This window comes from Chthonomonas sp. (assembly GCF_035294165.1).
Classification (GTDB): Bacteria; Armatimonadota; Chthonomonadetes; order Chthonomonadales; family Chthonomonadaceae; genus Chthonomonas.
In genome coordinates this window covers 1-16,579 of the sequence record NZ_DATGLN010000114.1, presented here as the reverse complement: position 1 = coordinate 16,579, position 16,579 = coordinate 1, and the positions used below count along the sequence as shown (strand labels likewise).

Below are 16,579 nucleotides of genomic sequence, written 5' to 3'. Positions count from 1 at the left end.
GGCACCAATAGCGATTTCTTGTTCATCAATCGCTTTCGGCCACCTATGGATCGGGCAGATTTCTTGGCGTTTTCAATCAATCCACAAGTCCATGCTTTTGATGACCTCTCTCTTATAGAGAACTTAACCCCTCAACGAAGTGTGGTGGAAAATGCCCGCCGTATCGCCGAAGGCAAGCCTGTTAGCGTTGGCCCCGTAACGCTGCGCCCGCGCTCTAATCCGTATGCAACCTCCACAACCCCTCAGCCCATTCCCGTCGACCCTCGTCAACAGACCTTAATAGGCGCGGTATGGACACTCGGCAGCCTAGCATATCTTATTGAGGCGCAAAGCGATTTTCTTACGTTCTATGAAGTGTGGGGTTCTAGAGGGTTATTGCAAGAGGACCGTGTGTTTCCTCTTTATCATCTATTTGCAGACCTCGCCGAATTTCAGGGAGGGGTTTTTCACCCTTGCACCTCCACGCATCCAAATGAGGTGCTGGGCTTCGCCGTGGAAAACACTTCGAAAATGGCTTTTTTTATTGCCAATCTTACTGCACAACCGCAACAGGTTGCCCTACCGGCACTAAATGGCTCGCTGTCGGTACGTACTCTGGATGAATCCACCCTATCTGAAGCGACATGGACACCGGAAATATTTCGTTCCACCTTCCAAGAGAGAACCTTCTCTGAAGGTGAGCCTTTTCTGCTATCATCCTACGCCTATGTGCGTCTTGATCTAGCTAAAGGAGTTTTCTGAGAATGCGTGCGTTTATTATGGATGCCCCACGACAGGCGAGAATTGGGGAGTGGCCCACGCCGGAACCGAAGGCGGGAGAGGTGCGTGTGGCTGTTGTGGCAGCAGGTATCTGCGCCGGAGATATCTATATTTATAAGGGCGTGAATCCCTATGTGGTCTACCCGGCTATTGGAGGCCATGAGATCGCCGGTGTGGTGGAAAGCGTTGGGGCCAATGTCGAGGGCCTGCACGAAGGGGATGCCGTAGTCGTGGAGCCTTTTTTAGGGTGTGGTGCTTGCTATCCATGTAGGCAAGGTCGTTCAAACTGCTGCACTAATCTGCAAATTCTGGGTGCCCATCGCCCTGGAGGGTATGCGGAGTTCATTGTGGCTCCTGCCACCCATATCCATAAAGTGCCCGAGGGCCTCTCTCTCTTCCAGGCCTCTTTTGCCGAACCGGTTGCCATCGGCGTACACGGATGCCGCCGAGGCGATGTAAAGCCAGGAGAGTATGTACTTATCCTTGGTTGTGGGCCGATCGGTCTGGCACTCATCGAGGTGGCGCGTGCCTACGGTGCCCATGTGGTAGCTACCGACACCAACCCGGAGCGTGCGGCTTTTGCGGCAAAGCTCGGTGCTACCATTCTTCCTGCCGAAAATCTGCTTGAGACAGTTCGCGAACAGACCAACGGCGAGGGCGCTCCGGTCGTTATGGAAGCTACCGGTAATCCGAAGGCAATGGAGATGACGGTAGACCTTGTGGCCTCTGCTGGGCGCATCGTTATTTTAGGCCTGGTGAAACAGGGAACTACGGTTAATCTCCCTGCGCTAGACTTTACCCGTAAAGAGATGACCTTCCTCGGATCGAGGGCCTCCGTGAACTACTTCCCGGAGGCACTGCGGCTTCTCGCTAGCGGGCAAATCACCTATCCGCGCGTTGCCACCGCCTTTTCCATGTGGGAAGCGCCACAAGTCTTCGCCGATCTCACCGAGCATCCCTCGCGTGTGCATAAGGGCGTTCTGACCATACCGGAGGAGGTGCATCATGCCTAATCTTGCAGAAAAGTCGAGCAAAGAGCTGTTTACCGTGCTGCCTCGAGAGAGCACCCTACCGAACCGTATCGTTGAAAATATCGAAGCTCTTCTCGAGGAGTCCCGCCTGCAGCCTGGAGACAAATTGCCAACCGAACGGGAACTTGCTCAACGCTTCGGCGTCAGTCGAACGGTCATCCGAGAGGCTATTGTGGCCTTAGAGGCGAAAGGACTTTTGGAATCGGCCCCAAGAGGTGGCTCGATTGTGCGTCTCCCTGAAGCACGTACGGTGGCACGCTCTCTCGCCTTTTACCTTCGTCAGGGCACACAGGGCGTTGTTGGTCAACACATTCATGAAGTGCGCAGAACGTTGGAACTCGATATTGCCGAACATGCTGCGCTGCGCCGCACCAAAGAGGATTTGATCGCTTTAAAAGCCCTCCTGGACGAGATGGCCGGTCTGGCGGATGCTAGAGACCGTTGGGTGCAAAACGATGTTGAATTTCATCATACTTTGGCCAAAGCGACACAAAACCCACTCTATCCCCTTCTGCTGGAGTCCATAGCCGATATCATGCTGCAGGTAAGGCGGTTGGCGGTAAATGTGCGTGGCTCCTTCGAGAACGCACTCGATCATCATCGCGCTATTTTCACCTACATTCAACGTGGCGATGCCGAAGGGGCAAGACAGGCGATGTGGGAGCACCTCATCGACTCTGAGGAGGTAATGAATCGAGCGCAGATGGCCTTGCAGAGAGCAACGGAGGAGAGAAGATGAAACCCCTGCGGTTTGCCATGTTAGGAGCCGGCTTTTGGGCGCACTACCAGCTCTCTGCATGGCAGGAGCTGGCGGGCGTGGAATGCGTCGCGCTATGTGACCCGATAAAAGAGAAGGCTGAAAATCTCGCACATCGTCATCACGTTTCGCGCGTCTACACCGATCCCGAATCCCTGTTTGCACACGAGCAGCTCGATTTTGTTGACATCGTCACACCACCTGAAACGCATGCCGCTCTGGTTACTCTAATGCTTGCGCACCGCATCCCTACTATCTGCCAAAAACCGATGGCTACCTCCTACGCGGATGCTGAGAAACTGGTGGCTGCCGCTAAGTCGGCGAATGTACCCTTCTTCATCCACGAAAACTTTCGATGGCAAAAACCCTTCCGCGCCCTGAAAAACGCGCTAGAGCAAAGACGTATCGGTCGCCCTTTTCGTGCTAGGCTCGAGTGTGTTACGGGCTACCCTACCTTTGTTATGCAGCCTTTCCTGAAAGAGCTGGAACAGTTCATCCTTGCAGATTTGGGTAGTCATATTCTCGATATGGCACGCTGCCTATTTGGAGAGGCAAGCTCACTCTATTGCCAAACGGCAAGAGTGCACCCCGATATTCGCGGTGAGGACGCCGCCACGGTGATGCTGCGAATGAATTCGACTATAGTGACGGTTCACCTCGCCGAGGCGGAGACACCCCTCGAGAACGACCCTCTTTTCCAAACCTTGATCTTTATCGAGGGCGAGAAAGGTTCCCTAGAGCTAGGCCTGGATTATCGTGTCCGTGAAACAACCTCCGAAGGCACGTTTGTGAAACGCTTTGCGCCAGAAGCGCGTCCGTGGATGCACCCGGACTATCTGCTGGTTCAGTCTGCTCTTATTCCTTGTAATGCCGATCTGCTCGCAGGACTTCAAAGGCGTAAGTCGCCCGAAACGACAGCAGAGGATAACCTCAAAACAATGCAACTTGTCTTCTCTGCTTACGAATCGGCGCGTACCAATAGCGTTCTTCATTTTGCTCATGCAGAGAAAGGGAAGCTCACATGAAGATACTTATTATCGGGGGTACCGGCCTCATTAGTACCCCTATAACGCATCTTTTAGCCCAACGTGGGGAGGAGGTGTGGCTTTACAACCGAGGTAAGACGGCACGCCCGGTTCCCGCAAATGTGCGAACTATCCACGGCGACCGCACCCAACTTGCAACTTTTGAAGCTCAGATGAAGGAGCTAGGCCCTCTGGATTGTGTTATAGATATGGTTGGCTACCACCCTGAAGAGGCCGAATGCGCCATTCGCGCTTTTTCAGGGCGGGTAGGCCAATACATCTTTTGTAGCACGGTTGACGTCTATACAAAACCGGCTCCATCCTACCCCGTCCGGGAAGAGGCACCCCGTAACCCATCCTCCGAATTCAGCTACGCCTATAATAAGGCCATCATGGAAAATCTTTTTCTACAGGCGCATGAACGCGGCGACCTCTGCGTCACCATTTTGCGGCCGGCTGCAACCTATCATGACCGTGGCACGGTGCTTTATTCTTTGGGGGCGGGCAGCGCCCATCTCGACCGCCTGCGCAAAGCAAAGCCAATTATCGTACACGGGGACGGTACCTCCCTATGGTGCTATTGCCATGCGGAAGACGTTGCCAGAGCGTTTGTCAACGCAGTTGGTAACCCAAAAGCCTTTGGACGTGCCTACAATGTAACGGGTGAGGAGGCGATGACGTGGAAACAGCATCATGAACGGGCTGCCGAGGCTATAGGGGCGCCTCCGCCTACTTTCGTGGCGATTCCCACGCACTTGCTCGTGCAACTTTCTCCAAAACGAGCTTGGATCACGAAAGTCAATTTTTCTTACAATAACATCTTTGATAACTCGGCAGCGCAAGCTGACCTTGGCTTTCGCTATACCATCTCCTTCACAGAGGGTGTGCAGCGCATGGCCGCTTGGTACGAAGCCAACGGTGGTTTTGAAAACAGCGATGCCGACACCGAGTACGAGACTGTGCTGCAACGATGGCGCCAGCTCGAAGCGCTGCTGGAGAAAGGAGCGTTATGAGCACTACAAACGCTTTTCTCGAAGGTCTCTTCTCGTTGCATAATCGCGTTGCGCTGGTAACGGGGGCCAGCAGTGGCATCGGACGTGCTATCGCCGTCGGGCTTGCAAAGGCTGGTGCTCATGTTGCCTTGCAGGGGCGCTCACAAGAAAGACTGCATGAAACCGCGCATCAGATCGAAAAAGCGAACGGTTCTGCCTCTCTTTTTCCTGCAGACCTCGCGGATGAAACGGCCTGTCGCCATATCGTGGAAGAGGTTGTTGGGCGATGTGGCCACATAGATATACTCATCAATAATGCCGGCATAAACCGTCGTAATCCTATGGCCTGCGCCACCCCTCATGAGTTCGAGGAGGTGATGGCGGTGAACCTGAAGGCCCCTTTTCTCCTATCGCAGGCTGCCTACCCTTTTTTGAAGGCGAGCGGCAACGGCAAAGTGGTTCTGGTGGGATCGATCACCTCTGTTTGGGGACTTGGTGGCGTGGGCGTATACGGCATGAGTAAGGCAGCACTCCTTCAGCTCACGCGCACTCTTGCAGTAGAGTGGGCGCGAGATAATATCCAGGTGAACTGTCTTATCCCCGGTTTCATCCTTACCCCCCTTACCGAAGAGTCTATATGGGGTGACCAGAAGCGCCGTCGTTGGTTGACCGAGCGTATCCCTATGGGGCGACCAGGCCAACCCGAAGAGCTTGTAGGGGCGGTGGTCTATCTCTGTTCGCCGGCCTCCTCTTACACCACCGGGCAAGCCTTCGTTGTAGATGGCGGCTTTCTGGCCGGAGGATGGTGGGATAATGGGGAGGAGACCCGCGAAAATGACCCGTAGCGTTCCCCTGTGCGTTCATGCTACGGCTCCGGCAAAGGTGATTCTTTTCGGGGAGCATGCTATTAATAGGGGGCAACCGGCCGTTGCCACAGCCGTTGGCCTCTATGCACATTGTAAGCTGACGGTGGAAGGCTCGTACTTCTTGCTAAGAGGGGGCGGCAAGCAGGCTTTCTTTTCACGCGAAGAGGTTCTCTCCCTAACACATCAGATAGAGGATATGAGAAAGCATGAGAAATATGACGACATACGTCGTATAAAATTTGATAACTATTTTGCACCTGCCCTCTATCTTCTTGGCCATGCTTTTGGTGATAGTCTCCCTCAAGGGCTTCATATCGAGTGGCAGAGCAGCATCCCTGCCTCCTCTGGGTTAGGCTCTGGAGGGGCGGCCTTTACCGCCCTAGCAGCGGCTGTGGCGCCTCTATTACAGGCAGAAAATGACCTTCTGCGTCGTGCTGACTGGGCACATCATGGCGACATCGTGGCTCACGGTGGCATCGCATCCGCCCTCGACACGCAAACGTCGCTGTTAGGCGGGGTTATCGGCTATTCCGGTAAAGGTTTGGCTCGTTCCTTGCCGTTTGCCTCAGGTCTCGATCTTGTTATTGCCAACACGGGAGTGAATGCCGCCACGGCAGAGGTTAACCGCGCGCTCAAACAACGCGAGGCCGAAAATCCTCGCCGTTTTAAAACCTACTTCGAGACCATCGGAGAGTTAGCCCGCTCTGCAGAGCCTCTCTTGGCACAGGGCGATTGGCAGCAGCTAGGACATCTGCTATGGCTTAATCAACTTGTTTTGGAAAAAGTCGGCGTCTCTTGCTCGGAAATAGAGACGCTGGTTCGTGTGGCCTTAGATGCCGGCGCCTACGGGGCGAAATTAGCCGGCTCGGGTGGAGGCGGCATCGTGATCGCCCTGGTCTCCCCCGCAGTCAAGGAGGCCGTTATCTCTGCACTTCGGGAGACCGGTGCGGAAATTCATGCGCCCTCGATCGGTGTGGAGGGAGCAAAAATAGAGAAAATAGAGGAGAAACGATGAACTTTCAGATCATTGACCTTACCCATGTTCTTCGTCCAGGAGAGGAGCAGTACTCGGTTGAGATAAAGCAGCGCGGCAAGCCTAGAGAGACCCCAACCGGTGATATTATGCATGACGTCTACATGTGGTCACATTCCGGGACCCATGTCGAGGTGTCGTTGCACTTTTATGCTGGTGGAAAAGACACGGCAAGCTTCCCTGCCGAGCGGTTTATGGGGCCGGCCATTCGCCTGGACTTTCGCCATAAACAGAAAGATGAACCGATCACCCTGCAAGATTTCCAACAAGCAGGCGATATTCGCCTTGGTGATATCGTGATTCTGTGGGAGGGGCGCGACCATCTCTATCGTACTAAAGATTCGCACGCACGTCCCTACGTCAGCGAAGAGGCCGCCGAATGGCTGGTCTACGACCGAAAAATTAAGTTGCTTGGAACCGATTCCTCTGGTTTTGAGGTGCGTGGAGGAAACAAAGATCACCCCAATCATCATCTCTTCTTCAAAGAGGGCAACGATATTCCCGTGGTAGAGTGCCTTTGCAACCTCGACAAAATCCCCACCCAGCGCTTCTTCTTTATCGGGTTGCCGCTGCCTGTGAAGGGGCTGGATGCGTCTCCGATACGCGCGGTAGCCCTCGTGGGAACCCCTTTTACGGAGTAGAAGATGATTCGCATCGGATCTGCTCTTTTTAATGCCGACCATAGCCGGCTTGGAGAAGAGCTGCTTCAGACGGAGGCGGCTGGAATAGACTTCTTTCATTTCGACGTATTCGACGGCTATTTCACGCCCGATCAGGCCTTTGCGCCTAAAACCATTGCCACCCTACGCCCGCTCTCGCAGAAGCCATTCGAGGTTCATCTCGCCGTGCAAGAGCCTATTCGTTTTCTTCAGCCGCTTGCCGATGCAGGCGTTGACCTCATCTTTCTTCCGGCCGAAAGCACGCCACTGCTTTATGAAACTATCTATGCGGTGCGCGAGAGAGGGTTGAAGGTGGGGCTTTGCTTGGCTCTGGGAACCTCGCTTAGTGTGCTGGATGCTACTCTGCCTTTTCTGGATGCTGTGCTGTTGCTAGGCCGTGTTACCGGCGAAGGGCAACGTGGGCGTAGCTTTCAAACTCTCACATTAGAGCGCATACGTGAGGTGCGCAAGCGGATAGATGCTATTGGGCTTCCCATAGATTTGCAGGCCGCAGGGGGTCTGGAAACACCACACTGTGTGGAAGTGTGCCGTGCAGGGGCGAGTTCGCTACCTATTGGGGCCGCTTTGCATCGTGAAAGCGATAAAGCCGCCTGGTTGGCGCACCTACGTCAGCTTTTGAAGCCGTCTCAACCTACAACCCCATCCATCTCTACACCCTCTGCTTCGGGCGTAGCGAGGTTTGAGGTGCTTGTGGCCTCTCGCTCGTTTGGCAAAAACTGCCCGGAGGTCATCGAAAAGCTGAAGGCCGCCGGATGTATTTTGACCGGTTTTGAACTGGAGCGTGCGCCTACAGAGGAGGAGCTGATAAGTCGTATTGGTACGGCCGATGTCCTTATCTCCGGCACAGAGCCGGTTACCGCGCGGGTTATCGAGGCCGCTCCGAAGCTCAAACTGATCGCCAAACATGGGGTCGGCTATGAAAACATTGCTCTCGAGGCAGCAAAGGCACGCCAGATTCCCGTTACTCTTACGGGCGGCGCCATAGCCGAGTCGGTGGCAGAGCTTGCCTTCGGCTTTATGCTGGCTTTGGCTCGCCAACTGCCTCAAGGAGATGCCGCCGTGAAAGCTGGGCATTGGCGACGCTTTGTGGGTGTGGAACTGAAGGGCAAGACGCTTGGGATTGTGGGACTTGGACAGATCGGAAAAACGCTCTGCCGACGCGCCAGAGCGTTTGAAATGAACGTAGTCGCCACAGAAGCCCAGCCCGATCAAAACTTTGTAACCTCTTGGGGGGTGGAGCTGCTGCCTCTTGAAACGCTGCTAGAGAGGGCCGACTTTGTCTCCTTGCACGTGCCGGTAACTCCGCAAACTCAAAGGCTTATCGGCGAGCCGCAACTTCATCGCATGAAACCTACTGCCTATCTTATCAATACCTCACGAGGAGAGTTGGTAGACGAAGATGCGCTCTATCAGGCCTTAAAACAGGGCCGGATCGCCGGGGCGGCTTCGGATGTGTTTTCAAAAGAGCCTCCTGGAGAACATCCTCTCCTTTCGCTACCCAACTTCATCGCGATGCCCCATTGTGGTGGCCAGACCCAAGAAGGGTTGCGCCGCATGGGCGAAAGCGTTGCGGAAAACGTGCTCCGCGTTCTTCACGGGCAAGAACCACTCTACCGTATCGTCTAAAATCTGCAAAAAGGTGAAACCAGGTTCATGAGATTAAAAGTTAGTGACAACCGCCGATTCCTTGTCTATGAAGATGGAACGCCCTTCTTCTACCTGGGCGATACCGCCTGGGAGCTGTTCCATCGCCTTACCTTTGAGGAGGCCAAGCACTACCTACGCGATCGGGCCGCAAAAGGCTTTACCGTCATCCAAGCCGTCGCCCTCGCCGAATTCGATGGCCTCAACGAGCCAAATCGCTACGGACATACCCCTCTGCACAACAACGACCCTACCAAGCCGAATGAGGACTACTTCGCCCATGTTGACCGGGTGGTGCAATATGCGGAATCGCTGGGGCTAACCATCGGCATGTTGCCTACCTGGGGCGATAAGTGGAACAAGAAGTGGGGTGTTGGCCCCGAAATCTTTACCCCAGAAAACGCACGAGCCTATGGTGAGTTTCTCGGAAAGCGGTACCGAAACGCCTCTCTCATCTGGATATTGGGGGGCGATAGACCGGTAGAAACCGACACCCATCGCGCTATTCTGCGCGCTATGGCAGAGGGGCTTGCTAGCGGCGACTCCGGAGCGCATCTGCGCACGTTTCATCCCCCAGGCACACACTCCTCCACGGAATATCTCCCCGACGAACCCTGGCTGGACTTCCATATGTATCAGACCGGCCACGGGCGTGAACGGCCCACCTGGCAACTACTGGCTCAGGACTATGCCCACCAACCGACCAAACCCTGCATAGATGCAGAGCCGGGATATGAAGACCACCCCGTAGACTTTAATCCTCAAAAAGGCTACCTCGATGCAAACGACGTGCGCCGTTTTGCCTACTGGAGCATGTTTTCCGGAGCGTTCGGCCACACCTACGGCTGCCACGATATTTGGCAGTTCTACGACCCCGCGCAGCATCCGCCCATCAGTTGGGCACGTACACCTTGGCAAGAGGCGCTGCATCTGCCCGGAGCCGGCCAAATGCGCCATCTCCGCAAGCTCATCGAATCGCGCCCCTTCCTAAGCCGTGTTCCAGACCAAAGCCTCCTTACCGCCGATGCCGACGATCCACTTCATCACATCGCCGTCACACGCGATCGTGAAAACCGTTATGCGCTCTTCTATCTGCCTTACGGGGGACGCTTTGTGGCGAACCTAAGCCCTTTGGCGGAGCAGCGCTTTCGTGCCCAATGGCTCGATCCACGCACCGGCGTTTACTACCTTTTAGGGGAGATCGGAACTGGAGGCGAGATAGAGTTCATTGCGCCCTCCGCAGGAAAAGGGGAAGACTGGGTACTTGTGCTTGATAAGGTGTAACCACCAGTATTCTCATGGCTCCATGATGCGCGTGCACTAGCGGTAGCAGGCATCGTGCAGATTAGAGACGAGGACTACAATAGGCCTGCCTATGCGGTTCTCAATCGGCTCCGGAGGACGTGAGGGCTGTCGCAGTAGAGCGCATAGCAGCTCCTGATGAACTCCTATGCCCTGAGCATGAGGTGTGGACTGCCGACGGACTTTAGCCTCGCATGGTGGGGTTGGCCTGCGTTCCTATCCGCTCAATCAGCCCACGCGACATGATAGGGGTAGGTCTTGTGCCTACCCCTCGATAAGCCCATCTAGTTCGCCCCCTCTGTCCCATCCTGTCGTCCTGGCGGATGAGGGGAAGGGTGTCGGCCTTAAGCACAGCGCTGTTGGCCTTGATAAGAAGAAGAGACGATGAAATTAAGTGAATATTATTGGTATCTGAGCCGTCAATGGGGTTCTGAATAGAGAGAAAAGGGGTTTATCGTTAGTTGCCAAAGGAGATCGAGAGTTAGCTTACTTGTAAAAGTTGCTGAAAAATGATATAATCAATTTGAGTCTCCCATAGTTGTATCAAAGGGGGACCCTGTTATGACGCTGTTGTACCGGTTGTTTCCGCTGTTCGGGGCCGACGAGGACGCAATTTTTCGAAATGAACTTCGATCCACCACAAAAGGGGCATGGTTTAGATAACCGTGAGGAGTTTCACGATTCCTCGCTACCCTCCATCTCAAAAGCATCTGCGAGTTCACCTCCAAAAACCGCGCGGCGTGCGCGCCTCTACGATCTGGTCTTCGGGGTGGGGTTGGTAGCGCTCTTCGCCTACGCTTTGCACAGACCGTTTCATCTTCATGAGTTTGGTGTTTGGGGCATCGCCACCCTGCTGTTGCTGTTGGTTAGCTCTCTCCCTCTTGTTGACTCGAACTATCGCCCGTTCACCTTCACCGGCCCAACCGCCTTTGGCCTGGCCATATGGATATCGCCCGGGGTTGCTGCAGCGAGCGCCCTCGCCGCCCATTTCCTACGGGCACGGTTTTGGGTAAAAGGCGGAGCGTATCGAGGCTACACGCGTTTTCAGGGCGGCCAACTCGCATTGGCCTCACTGGCCATCGCGACTTTTTGGAACCGGTTGCCGGTGCGTTTCACTCCCAACGACCTCTCTCACGTGCTCTCTGTGGGTCTGCTCGCCGCTTTCATCTTCGTTGGGCTTGAACTCGCCCTGTCGCTTCTGGCCCCGCCACCGCGCGTAAAAAAGGTGGAGATGCGGCGCAATCTGGCGATGAATACCCTCGTTTACAGCGTGGGGCTTTTGCCCATTCTCTTGCTCATTCCTCTTCGGCTTACCTACGGCCCCATCCTCTGTCTGCCCGTGGGGCTGCTGCTGCTGCTTGCCGCTACGACCCTGCGCCTTAGTCATGAGGTAAACGGGCTGCATCGTCAACTGCAGATCGCCGAAGCTTTAGGCCGGGCCGGGCTGAAAGCTGCCGGCTCCGAACGCCCAGAACAGCTTCTAGAGCGATTCCTTAAGCTCGCCCAGGAGCTGCTGCAGTGCGAGCGCTCCCTTGTTTGGCTGCCGGAAGCCGGTACAGGCGATTTCTATCCCGCCGTTGCCCTTCCCGACAAAGGCCCCTTTGCCGGCAGAAAGTACCACTTCGGGCATGGGTTGGTAGGCCACGCAGCCGCTCGTGTGCGCCCGCGCCTTATCCTTGATGCTGCTACCGACGTCCATCGCGCCCACTATGAGATGGCCACCGGCTCCTGGATACTCTATCCCATTGTGGTGAGGGAGCAGATACTGGGCGTCGCGCACTGGGTGCGCCCGGCCAGCAACCCCTTTTTACTTGAGGATTTAGAGCGTCTAGAAGCCCTTATGCCACTGGCCACCATTGCCCTCGAAAACTTTTTCGTTCACGAGCAGATACGCGTTCAGGCCATCACCGATGGCCTTACAGGCCTTTGGAATCAGCGCCACACCATGGAGCTGCTTCGGGAAGAGCTTCAGCGTGCCGCGCGTTACCACCGCACCTTCTCCATTCTTATGCTAGATGTAGATAGCTTCAAGAGCTTCAACGATACCTATGGGCATCTTCGAGGCGATCAGCTCCTGCGTAGCATCGCCACCGTGCTGCGCACGAGTGTACGCTCCGTAGACCATGTAGGGCGCTACGGAGGTGAAGAGTTTCTGGTGATTCTGCCCGAAACCGGAAAGCATGAGGCCTGCTTGTTGGCCGAGCGCCTGCGTGCGGCCGTGGAGGAGTACGGTGTCATTCTCACCGACAAAGGCCCTGTGCGACGTACCGTCAGCATTGGCGTTGCCGCCTATCCGGAAGATGCCCTCAACCCAGCCGAGCTGATCGAACGGGCCGATGAAGCTCTCTATCGCGCAAAATGCGCCGGCAAAAACTGTGTGATCTGGGCGTGAGGGAAGATGTCACGACGCACAAACAAAGATAGAGGCTTTAAAGCAACCCGTCGTGAACTCTTGGTGACCTCGCTCGGCCTGCTGATCTCGCCCAATAATTCCGAGGAGGGTATGTTCGTGCAGCAAGCAACGGCTTCCAACGAGGAGAACGATATAGAGAAAAGTATTGCGCTCTTGATTGAACAGCACAATCTCTCGCTGACCGAGGCGCAGCGCCGTCTGTTGCCGCAGCAACTGCAGGAATTAAAAGCGACCATCACGGCACTCCGCAAATTCCCTCTTCAGGACGGAGATAGCGAGCCTGCTACTCTCTTACCGATCCTTCCTGTGGGCCGTCGTCCCTCTTGAAAGGCCCTACCCATGTCAGAGATTCCAGTTCATTATCTTAGCGCCGTTGAACTGGGGAGGCTGATTCGGGAAAAGAGGCTCTCTTCGCTCGAGCTAACGCGCCTTTATCTCGAACGGTTGGAAAAGATCGGCCGTTCGCTGAACGCTGTGGCCGAGCTAACGCCCGAATTGGCCCTCGCCCAAGCGCGTCAAGCGGATGAGGAGCTTGCAAAAGGGTACATCCGTAGCCCCTTTCACGGCGTGCCCTACGGTGCCAAAGACCTTTTGGCCACAAAAGATATCCCCACTCGATGGGGATCGCCTGCCCATAAAGACCAGATTTTCGACTACGATGCCACCGTCATTCGCAAGCTGCATCAGGCCGGCGCGGTGCTGGTGGCCAAACTGAGCATGATCGAGCTGGCCGGAGGCGGGGGCTACGACTCCCCCGCAGCGTCGTTGGAGGGGCCGTGTCGCTGCCCATGGAACCCTAGCCGATGGGCAGGAGGTTCCTCCTCTGGCTCTGGAGCCGCCGTAAGTGCAGGCCTGGTCGGTTTTGCTTTAGGAACGGAGACTTGGGGCAGCATCACCGTGCCCGCCGCTTTCTGTGGCATTAGCGGTCTGCGCCCTACCTACGGAAGGGTGAGCCGCCGTGGAGCCATGGCGCTCTGTTGGACTCTCGATAAGATCGGCCCTATGGCGCGCTCCGCCGAAGATTGCGGCTTTATTTTGCAGGCGATCGCCGGACCAGACCCGCTTGATGCCACCTGTGCCCCCATCGGCTTTCGATTCCGTGCCTATCCGCTTGTAAGCCGTAAGCGATACCCCATTCGGCTTGGTGTGCTGCCGCACGACACCTCTAAGGTGCCTGAGGTGCAAAAGGCCTTTGAGGAGGCCCTGACCGTGTTTCGTAAACGAAACTTTCACATAGAAGAGGCCTCCTATCCACCCGATATTCCCTATAACGCTGCCGCCTCGCTTATCGTTATGGCGGAAGGCTCGGCCGCCTTTGAAGGGCTTATCCGCAGCGAACGCCTGCAACTCCTGGCCGACCCTCAGCAGCAGGCCGGCCTTATTGCCGGGCTTTCCATCTCCTCTGCCGACTATCTTCGTGCCCAGCGCATTCGCAAAATAGCCATCCAGGCCCTCAACGCGCTCTGGGAGCGTTTCGATCTCCTTATTGCGCCCACCCTTCTCACCGTGGCACCCGAAGTCTCCAAACCCCTCAGCGCCAGCACGGAGCCTTGGGGTGGCAACGGTGGGCCGGGCAATCTGGCCGGTTGGCCGTCGCTTTCCATCCCTATGGGCTTCGGCAAAGAGAGCCTGCCGCTAGGGCTTGAAATCATCGGCCCTCCAGGCGGTGAACAGGCCGTGCTTGCGCTCGGGATGACCTATCAACGAGAGACCGATTGGCATAGAAAGCATCCAATTCTATGAAAGCCCTTTTCTTTACGTCCCTTTGCCTACTGATCGTCGGCTGGCAAACGCCCTCCATCGCGCCTTCCCCAAGTGGTAAAACACCTCTGGTCACCTTGCCAAAGATCATCAAAAAACGCAACTCTAACATCGTTCAAGGCTCCATTCTGAAGATGGATGCCGAGGCGCTTACCCTGCATATTGGCGGTGGAGTGGAGACGGTACATCTCACCGACCAGACGCGCTACTGGCGCAATCTCCAAGCCGTAACCCGCGACGCCTTTAAAGAGGGGCAGACGGTGATCGCCCACCTGCGTCGCTCTCATGGCGAGAGCCGTCGCCTTGTTGTAGACCTGGCCGATCCCCAAAGTTGGCGCTGGCTACAGCACCTGCGACGCGACATCGTAGAGGCCTCTTTTGAATCCGCCACGGAAGACCAGATGCTGGTGAGATTGAACGGCGCAAACATAGACTTCGCTTACGGCCTGAGCGACGACACCTTGTGGGGCATTAAAGGCGCCCAAGTGCCCGCCAACCCTTTTCACTCCGGCGACAGGGTATGGATCGTTCCCCGCGCCCGTTCCGATGGCGGTATCGCGGCACGTGCCGTGGCCGATACGCATCATCAGGCCCTGCTGCTTAGGGAGCAGTTGGCCACTACCCTACACGGCAAGATCGTGGCGGTGGATAGCCAAACACATACCTTTACGCTTCAAACGGAGTTGGGGGAGCGACGCACTCTCGACATGCCTCTCTCTACCGAAATGGTCCGTTCGCGAACCTCCCGCACGAAAGCGCTAGAGGAAGGCGAGTTGAAACCGGGGCTTTTGGTGACGGTGCATCTGCAGCACAAGCGTGACGGCACTGTGCTGGTACGTAGCATCACGCTTCAAGCGGCTAGGCATCGGCGAAAATAGAGGAGCCGAAGCGGACAAAAGGGCGTTGCGCTGAATCGTTACGGTTCGGCACCGGCCAAAAGCTCTACGATCACCGAATCGGTAAGGGGAAGGCCTTTGGTGCTGACGCGCAGCATATCGCCGTTCCACTCAAGCAGGCCTTGCTGCACGAGCTTCTCTATCCCGCGTCTATAGCGGGCGAGAGGGTCAAGCCCGAAACGGTCGCGCAATGCGTTAAGCGAGACGCCGGCGCGAAGGCGCAGACCCAGCAAAAGAGTTTCGTCTAGCGCCTGCGGAGGGGCCAAACACTCCTCTTCCACGCAGAGGTCTTCGCCTTTTTTCACCTTCTGCACATAGCGTTTCGGGAGGCGCTCACGCTTCCAACGTCGCCCTCCCACATAAGAGACGGCTCCGGGGCCTACGCCCAAATACTCCTCGTTATGCCAATAAACGAGGTTATGACGGCAGGCAAACCCGGGAAGAGAGAAGTTGCTGATCTCGTAGTGCACATATCCGGCCTGCGATAGGCGCAACAGAGCATATTCATACATCGCTACAACGGTGTCGTCATCGGGCAAGACCAGCCGCCCTCCAACGCTAAGGCGCTCGAAGCGGGTGCCCGGCTCAATGGTAAGGGCGTAAAGGGAGAGATGTTCGGGGGCAAGCTGAATAGCCTGCTCAAGAGAGGCTTGCCAAAGAGGCAGAGTCTGTTTCGGAAGGCCAAACATCAGGTCGAGATTCACGTTTGTAAAGCCGGCTTCTCGTGCGGCGCGGTAGGCATGCACGGCCTCCGCGGTGGTATGGAAGCGATCTAGCGCGGTAAGTAGAGCGTTATCGAAGGCCTGGACACCGATGCTAATGCGGTTGAATCCGAGGGCGTGCATGGCGGCGAATTTGGCGACATCTGCCGAGGTGGGGTTGGCTTCACTGGAGATTTCGGCGTCGGGCAATAGGGAAAAATGAGAGCGAATGGTTGCCATAAGCTCTGTAAGCTGTGCACTACTTAAGAAGGTAGGGGTTCCGCCGCCAAAGTAGACGGTGGCAAGCGGGCGATCGGAAAGCGGCGTGCCTCCTATGCGCTCCTGGCTTGCTTTGGCAATGTCGAGGCCGATCGCCTCTACCGTCTCCTCAATCAGAGCGCTCTGGGCCGGTTCCACATAGGTGTTAAAGTCGCAGTAGGCGCAATGGTGAACGCAAAAAGGGATGTGCACATACAGTGAAAGCGGTTTTGTCATACGTAAGACCTTAACTCAAAGCGACATGACGGACATGGATCCATTTTTGCGATTCTACCCTACTTTGCTTATCGAAACAGACGGCCCAATGAGAGAGGGCGTAGATTCCCTTGTTTCCGACGTATCAAGAAGAGATCGCCTCTCAACGTTTGGATAGATGTTGCTGCAAGGCGATGTTGACAAAGGCCCTGATAGTGTGATATAATGTAGTTTCGTGCGCGGAG

The 16,579-nt window shown here is 55.8% G+C and carries 14 protein-coding genes and 1 pseudogene; 14 read left to right on the top strand and 1 reads right to left on the bottom strand.

What is annotated here, in order from left to right; genetic code table 11:
• The 14 genes and pseudogenes from VKV29_RS05845 to VKV29_RS05780 form a co-directional block, all read left to right on the top strand.
• Positions 1-741 (top strand): annotated as a pseudogene (locus VKV29_RS05845) (hypothetical protein); the annotation flags it as partial.
• A gap of 2 nt (positions 742-743) precedes the next feature.
• Positions 744-1,772, top strand: a complete 1,029-nt coding sequence (locus VKV29_RS05840) for a zinc-binding alcohol dehydrogenase family protein (protein ID WP_324200368.1) — start codon at positions 744-746, stop codon at positions 1,770-1,772.
• Positions 1,765-2,529, top strand: a complete 765-nt coding sequence (locus VKV29_RS05835) for a FadR/GntR family transcriptional regulator (protein WP_324200367.1) — start codon at positions 1,765-1,767, stop codon at positions 2,527-2,529. Before VKV29_RS05840 ends, VKV29_RS05835 begins: the two co-directional genes overlap by 8 nt.
• Positions 2,526-3,572, top strand: coding sequence for a Gfo/Idh/MocA family oxidoreductase (locus VKV29_RS05830; protein WP_324200366.1), 1,047 nt, complete (start codon positions 2,526-2,528; stop codon positions 3,570-3,572). The genes VKV29_RS05835 and VKV29_RS05830 overlap by 4 nt, the downstream gene beginning before the upstream one ends.
• The gene (locus tag VKV29_RS05825; RefSeq protein WP_324200365.1) at positions 3,569-4,585 is read left to right on the top strand and encodes an NAD-dependent epimerase/dehydratase family protein; all 1,017 of its coding nucleotides are present in this window, start codon (positions 3,569-3,571) and stop codon (positions 4,583-4,585) included. The genes VKV29_RS05830 and VKV29_RS05825 overlap by 4 nt, the downstream gene beginning before the upstream one ends.
• On the top strand, positions 4,582-5,409 hold the full coding sequence (locus tag VKV29_RS05820; RefSeq protein ID WP_324200364.1) for an SDR family oxidoreductase: 828 nt from the start codon (positions 4,582-4,584) through the stop codon (positions 5,407-5,409). The genes VKV29_RS05825 and VKV29_RS05820 overlap by 4 nt, the downstream gene beginning before the upstream one ends.
• Positions 5,399-6,445: a mevalonate kinase gene (mvk, locus tag VKV29_RS05815; RefSeq protein ID WP_324200363.1), complete on the top strand. Its 1,047-nt coding sequence runs from the start codon at positions 5,399-5,401 to the stop codon at positions 6,443-6,445. The genes VKV29_RS05820 and mvk overlap by 11 nt, the downstream gene beginning before the upstream one ends.
• Positions 6,442-7,104, top strand: coding sequence for a cyclase family protein (locus VKV29_RS05810; RefSeq protein ID WP_324200362.1), 663 nt, complete (start codon positions 6,442-6,444; stop codon positions 7,102-7,104). The genes mvk and VKV29_RS05810 overlap by 4 nt, the downstream gene beginning before the upstream one ends.
• Before the next feature lie 3 nt (positions 7,105-7,107).
• On the top strand, positions 7,108-8,769 hold the full coding sequence (locus tag VKV29_RS05805; RefSeq protein WP_324200361.1) for an NAD(P)-dependent oxidoreductase: 1,662 nt from the start codon (positions 7,108-7,110) through the stop codon (positions 8,767-8,769).
• Positions 8,770-8,796: 27 nt separating this feature from the next.
• A complete protein-coding gene (locus VKV29_RS05800; RefSeq protein WP_324200360.1) occupies positions 8,797-10,071 on the top strand; it encodes a glycoside hydrolase family 140 protein in 1,275 nt (424 codons plus the stop codon).
• A 640-nt stretch (positions 10,072-10,711) separates the two neighbouring features.
• A complete protein-coding gene (locus tag VKV29_RS05795) occupies positions 10,712-12,481 on the top strand; it encodes a sensor domain-containing diguanylate cyclase (protein WP_324200359.1) in 1,770 nt (589 codons plus the stop codon).
• Between the two features lie 6 nt (positions 12,482-12,487).
• A complete protein-coding gene (locus tag VKV29_RS05790) occupies positions 12,488-12,829 on the top strand; it encodes a hypothetical protein (protein ID WP_324200358.1) in 342 nt (113 codons plus the stop codon).
• A gap of 12 nt (positions 12,830-12,841) precedes the next feature.
• Entirely contained in the window at positions 12,842-14,245 is a 1,404-nt protein-coding gene (locus VKV29_RS05785) for an amidase (protein WP_324200357.1), read from the top strand.
• Positions 14,242-15,141, top strand: a complete 900-nt coding sequence (locus tag VKV29_RS05780; RefSeq protein WP_324200356.1) for a hypothetical protein — start codon at positions 14,242-14,244, stop codon at positions 15,139-15,141. Before VKV29_RS05785 ends, VKV29_RS05780 begins: the two co-directional genes overlap by 4 nt.
• A 38-nt stretch (positions 15,142-15,179) precedes the next feature.
• Here VKV29_RS05780 and hemW read toward each other — a convergent pair whose 3' ends face one another.
• Positions 15,180-16,355: a radical SAM family heme chaperone HemW gene (gene hemW / locus VKV29_RS05775; RefSeq protein WP_324200355.1), complete on the bottom strand. Its 1,176-nt coding sequence runs from the start codon at positions 16,353-16,355 to the stop codon at positions 15,180-15,182.
• Between the last annotated feature and the right edge of the window lie 224 nt (positions 16,356-16,579).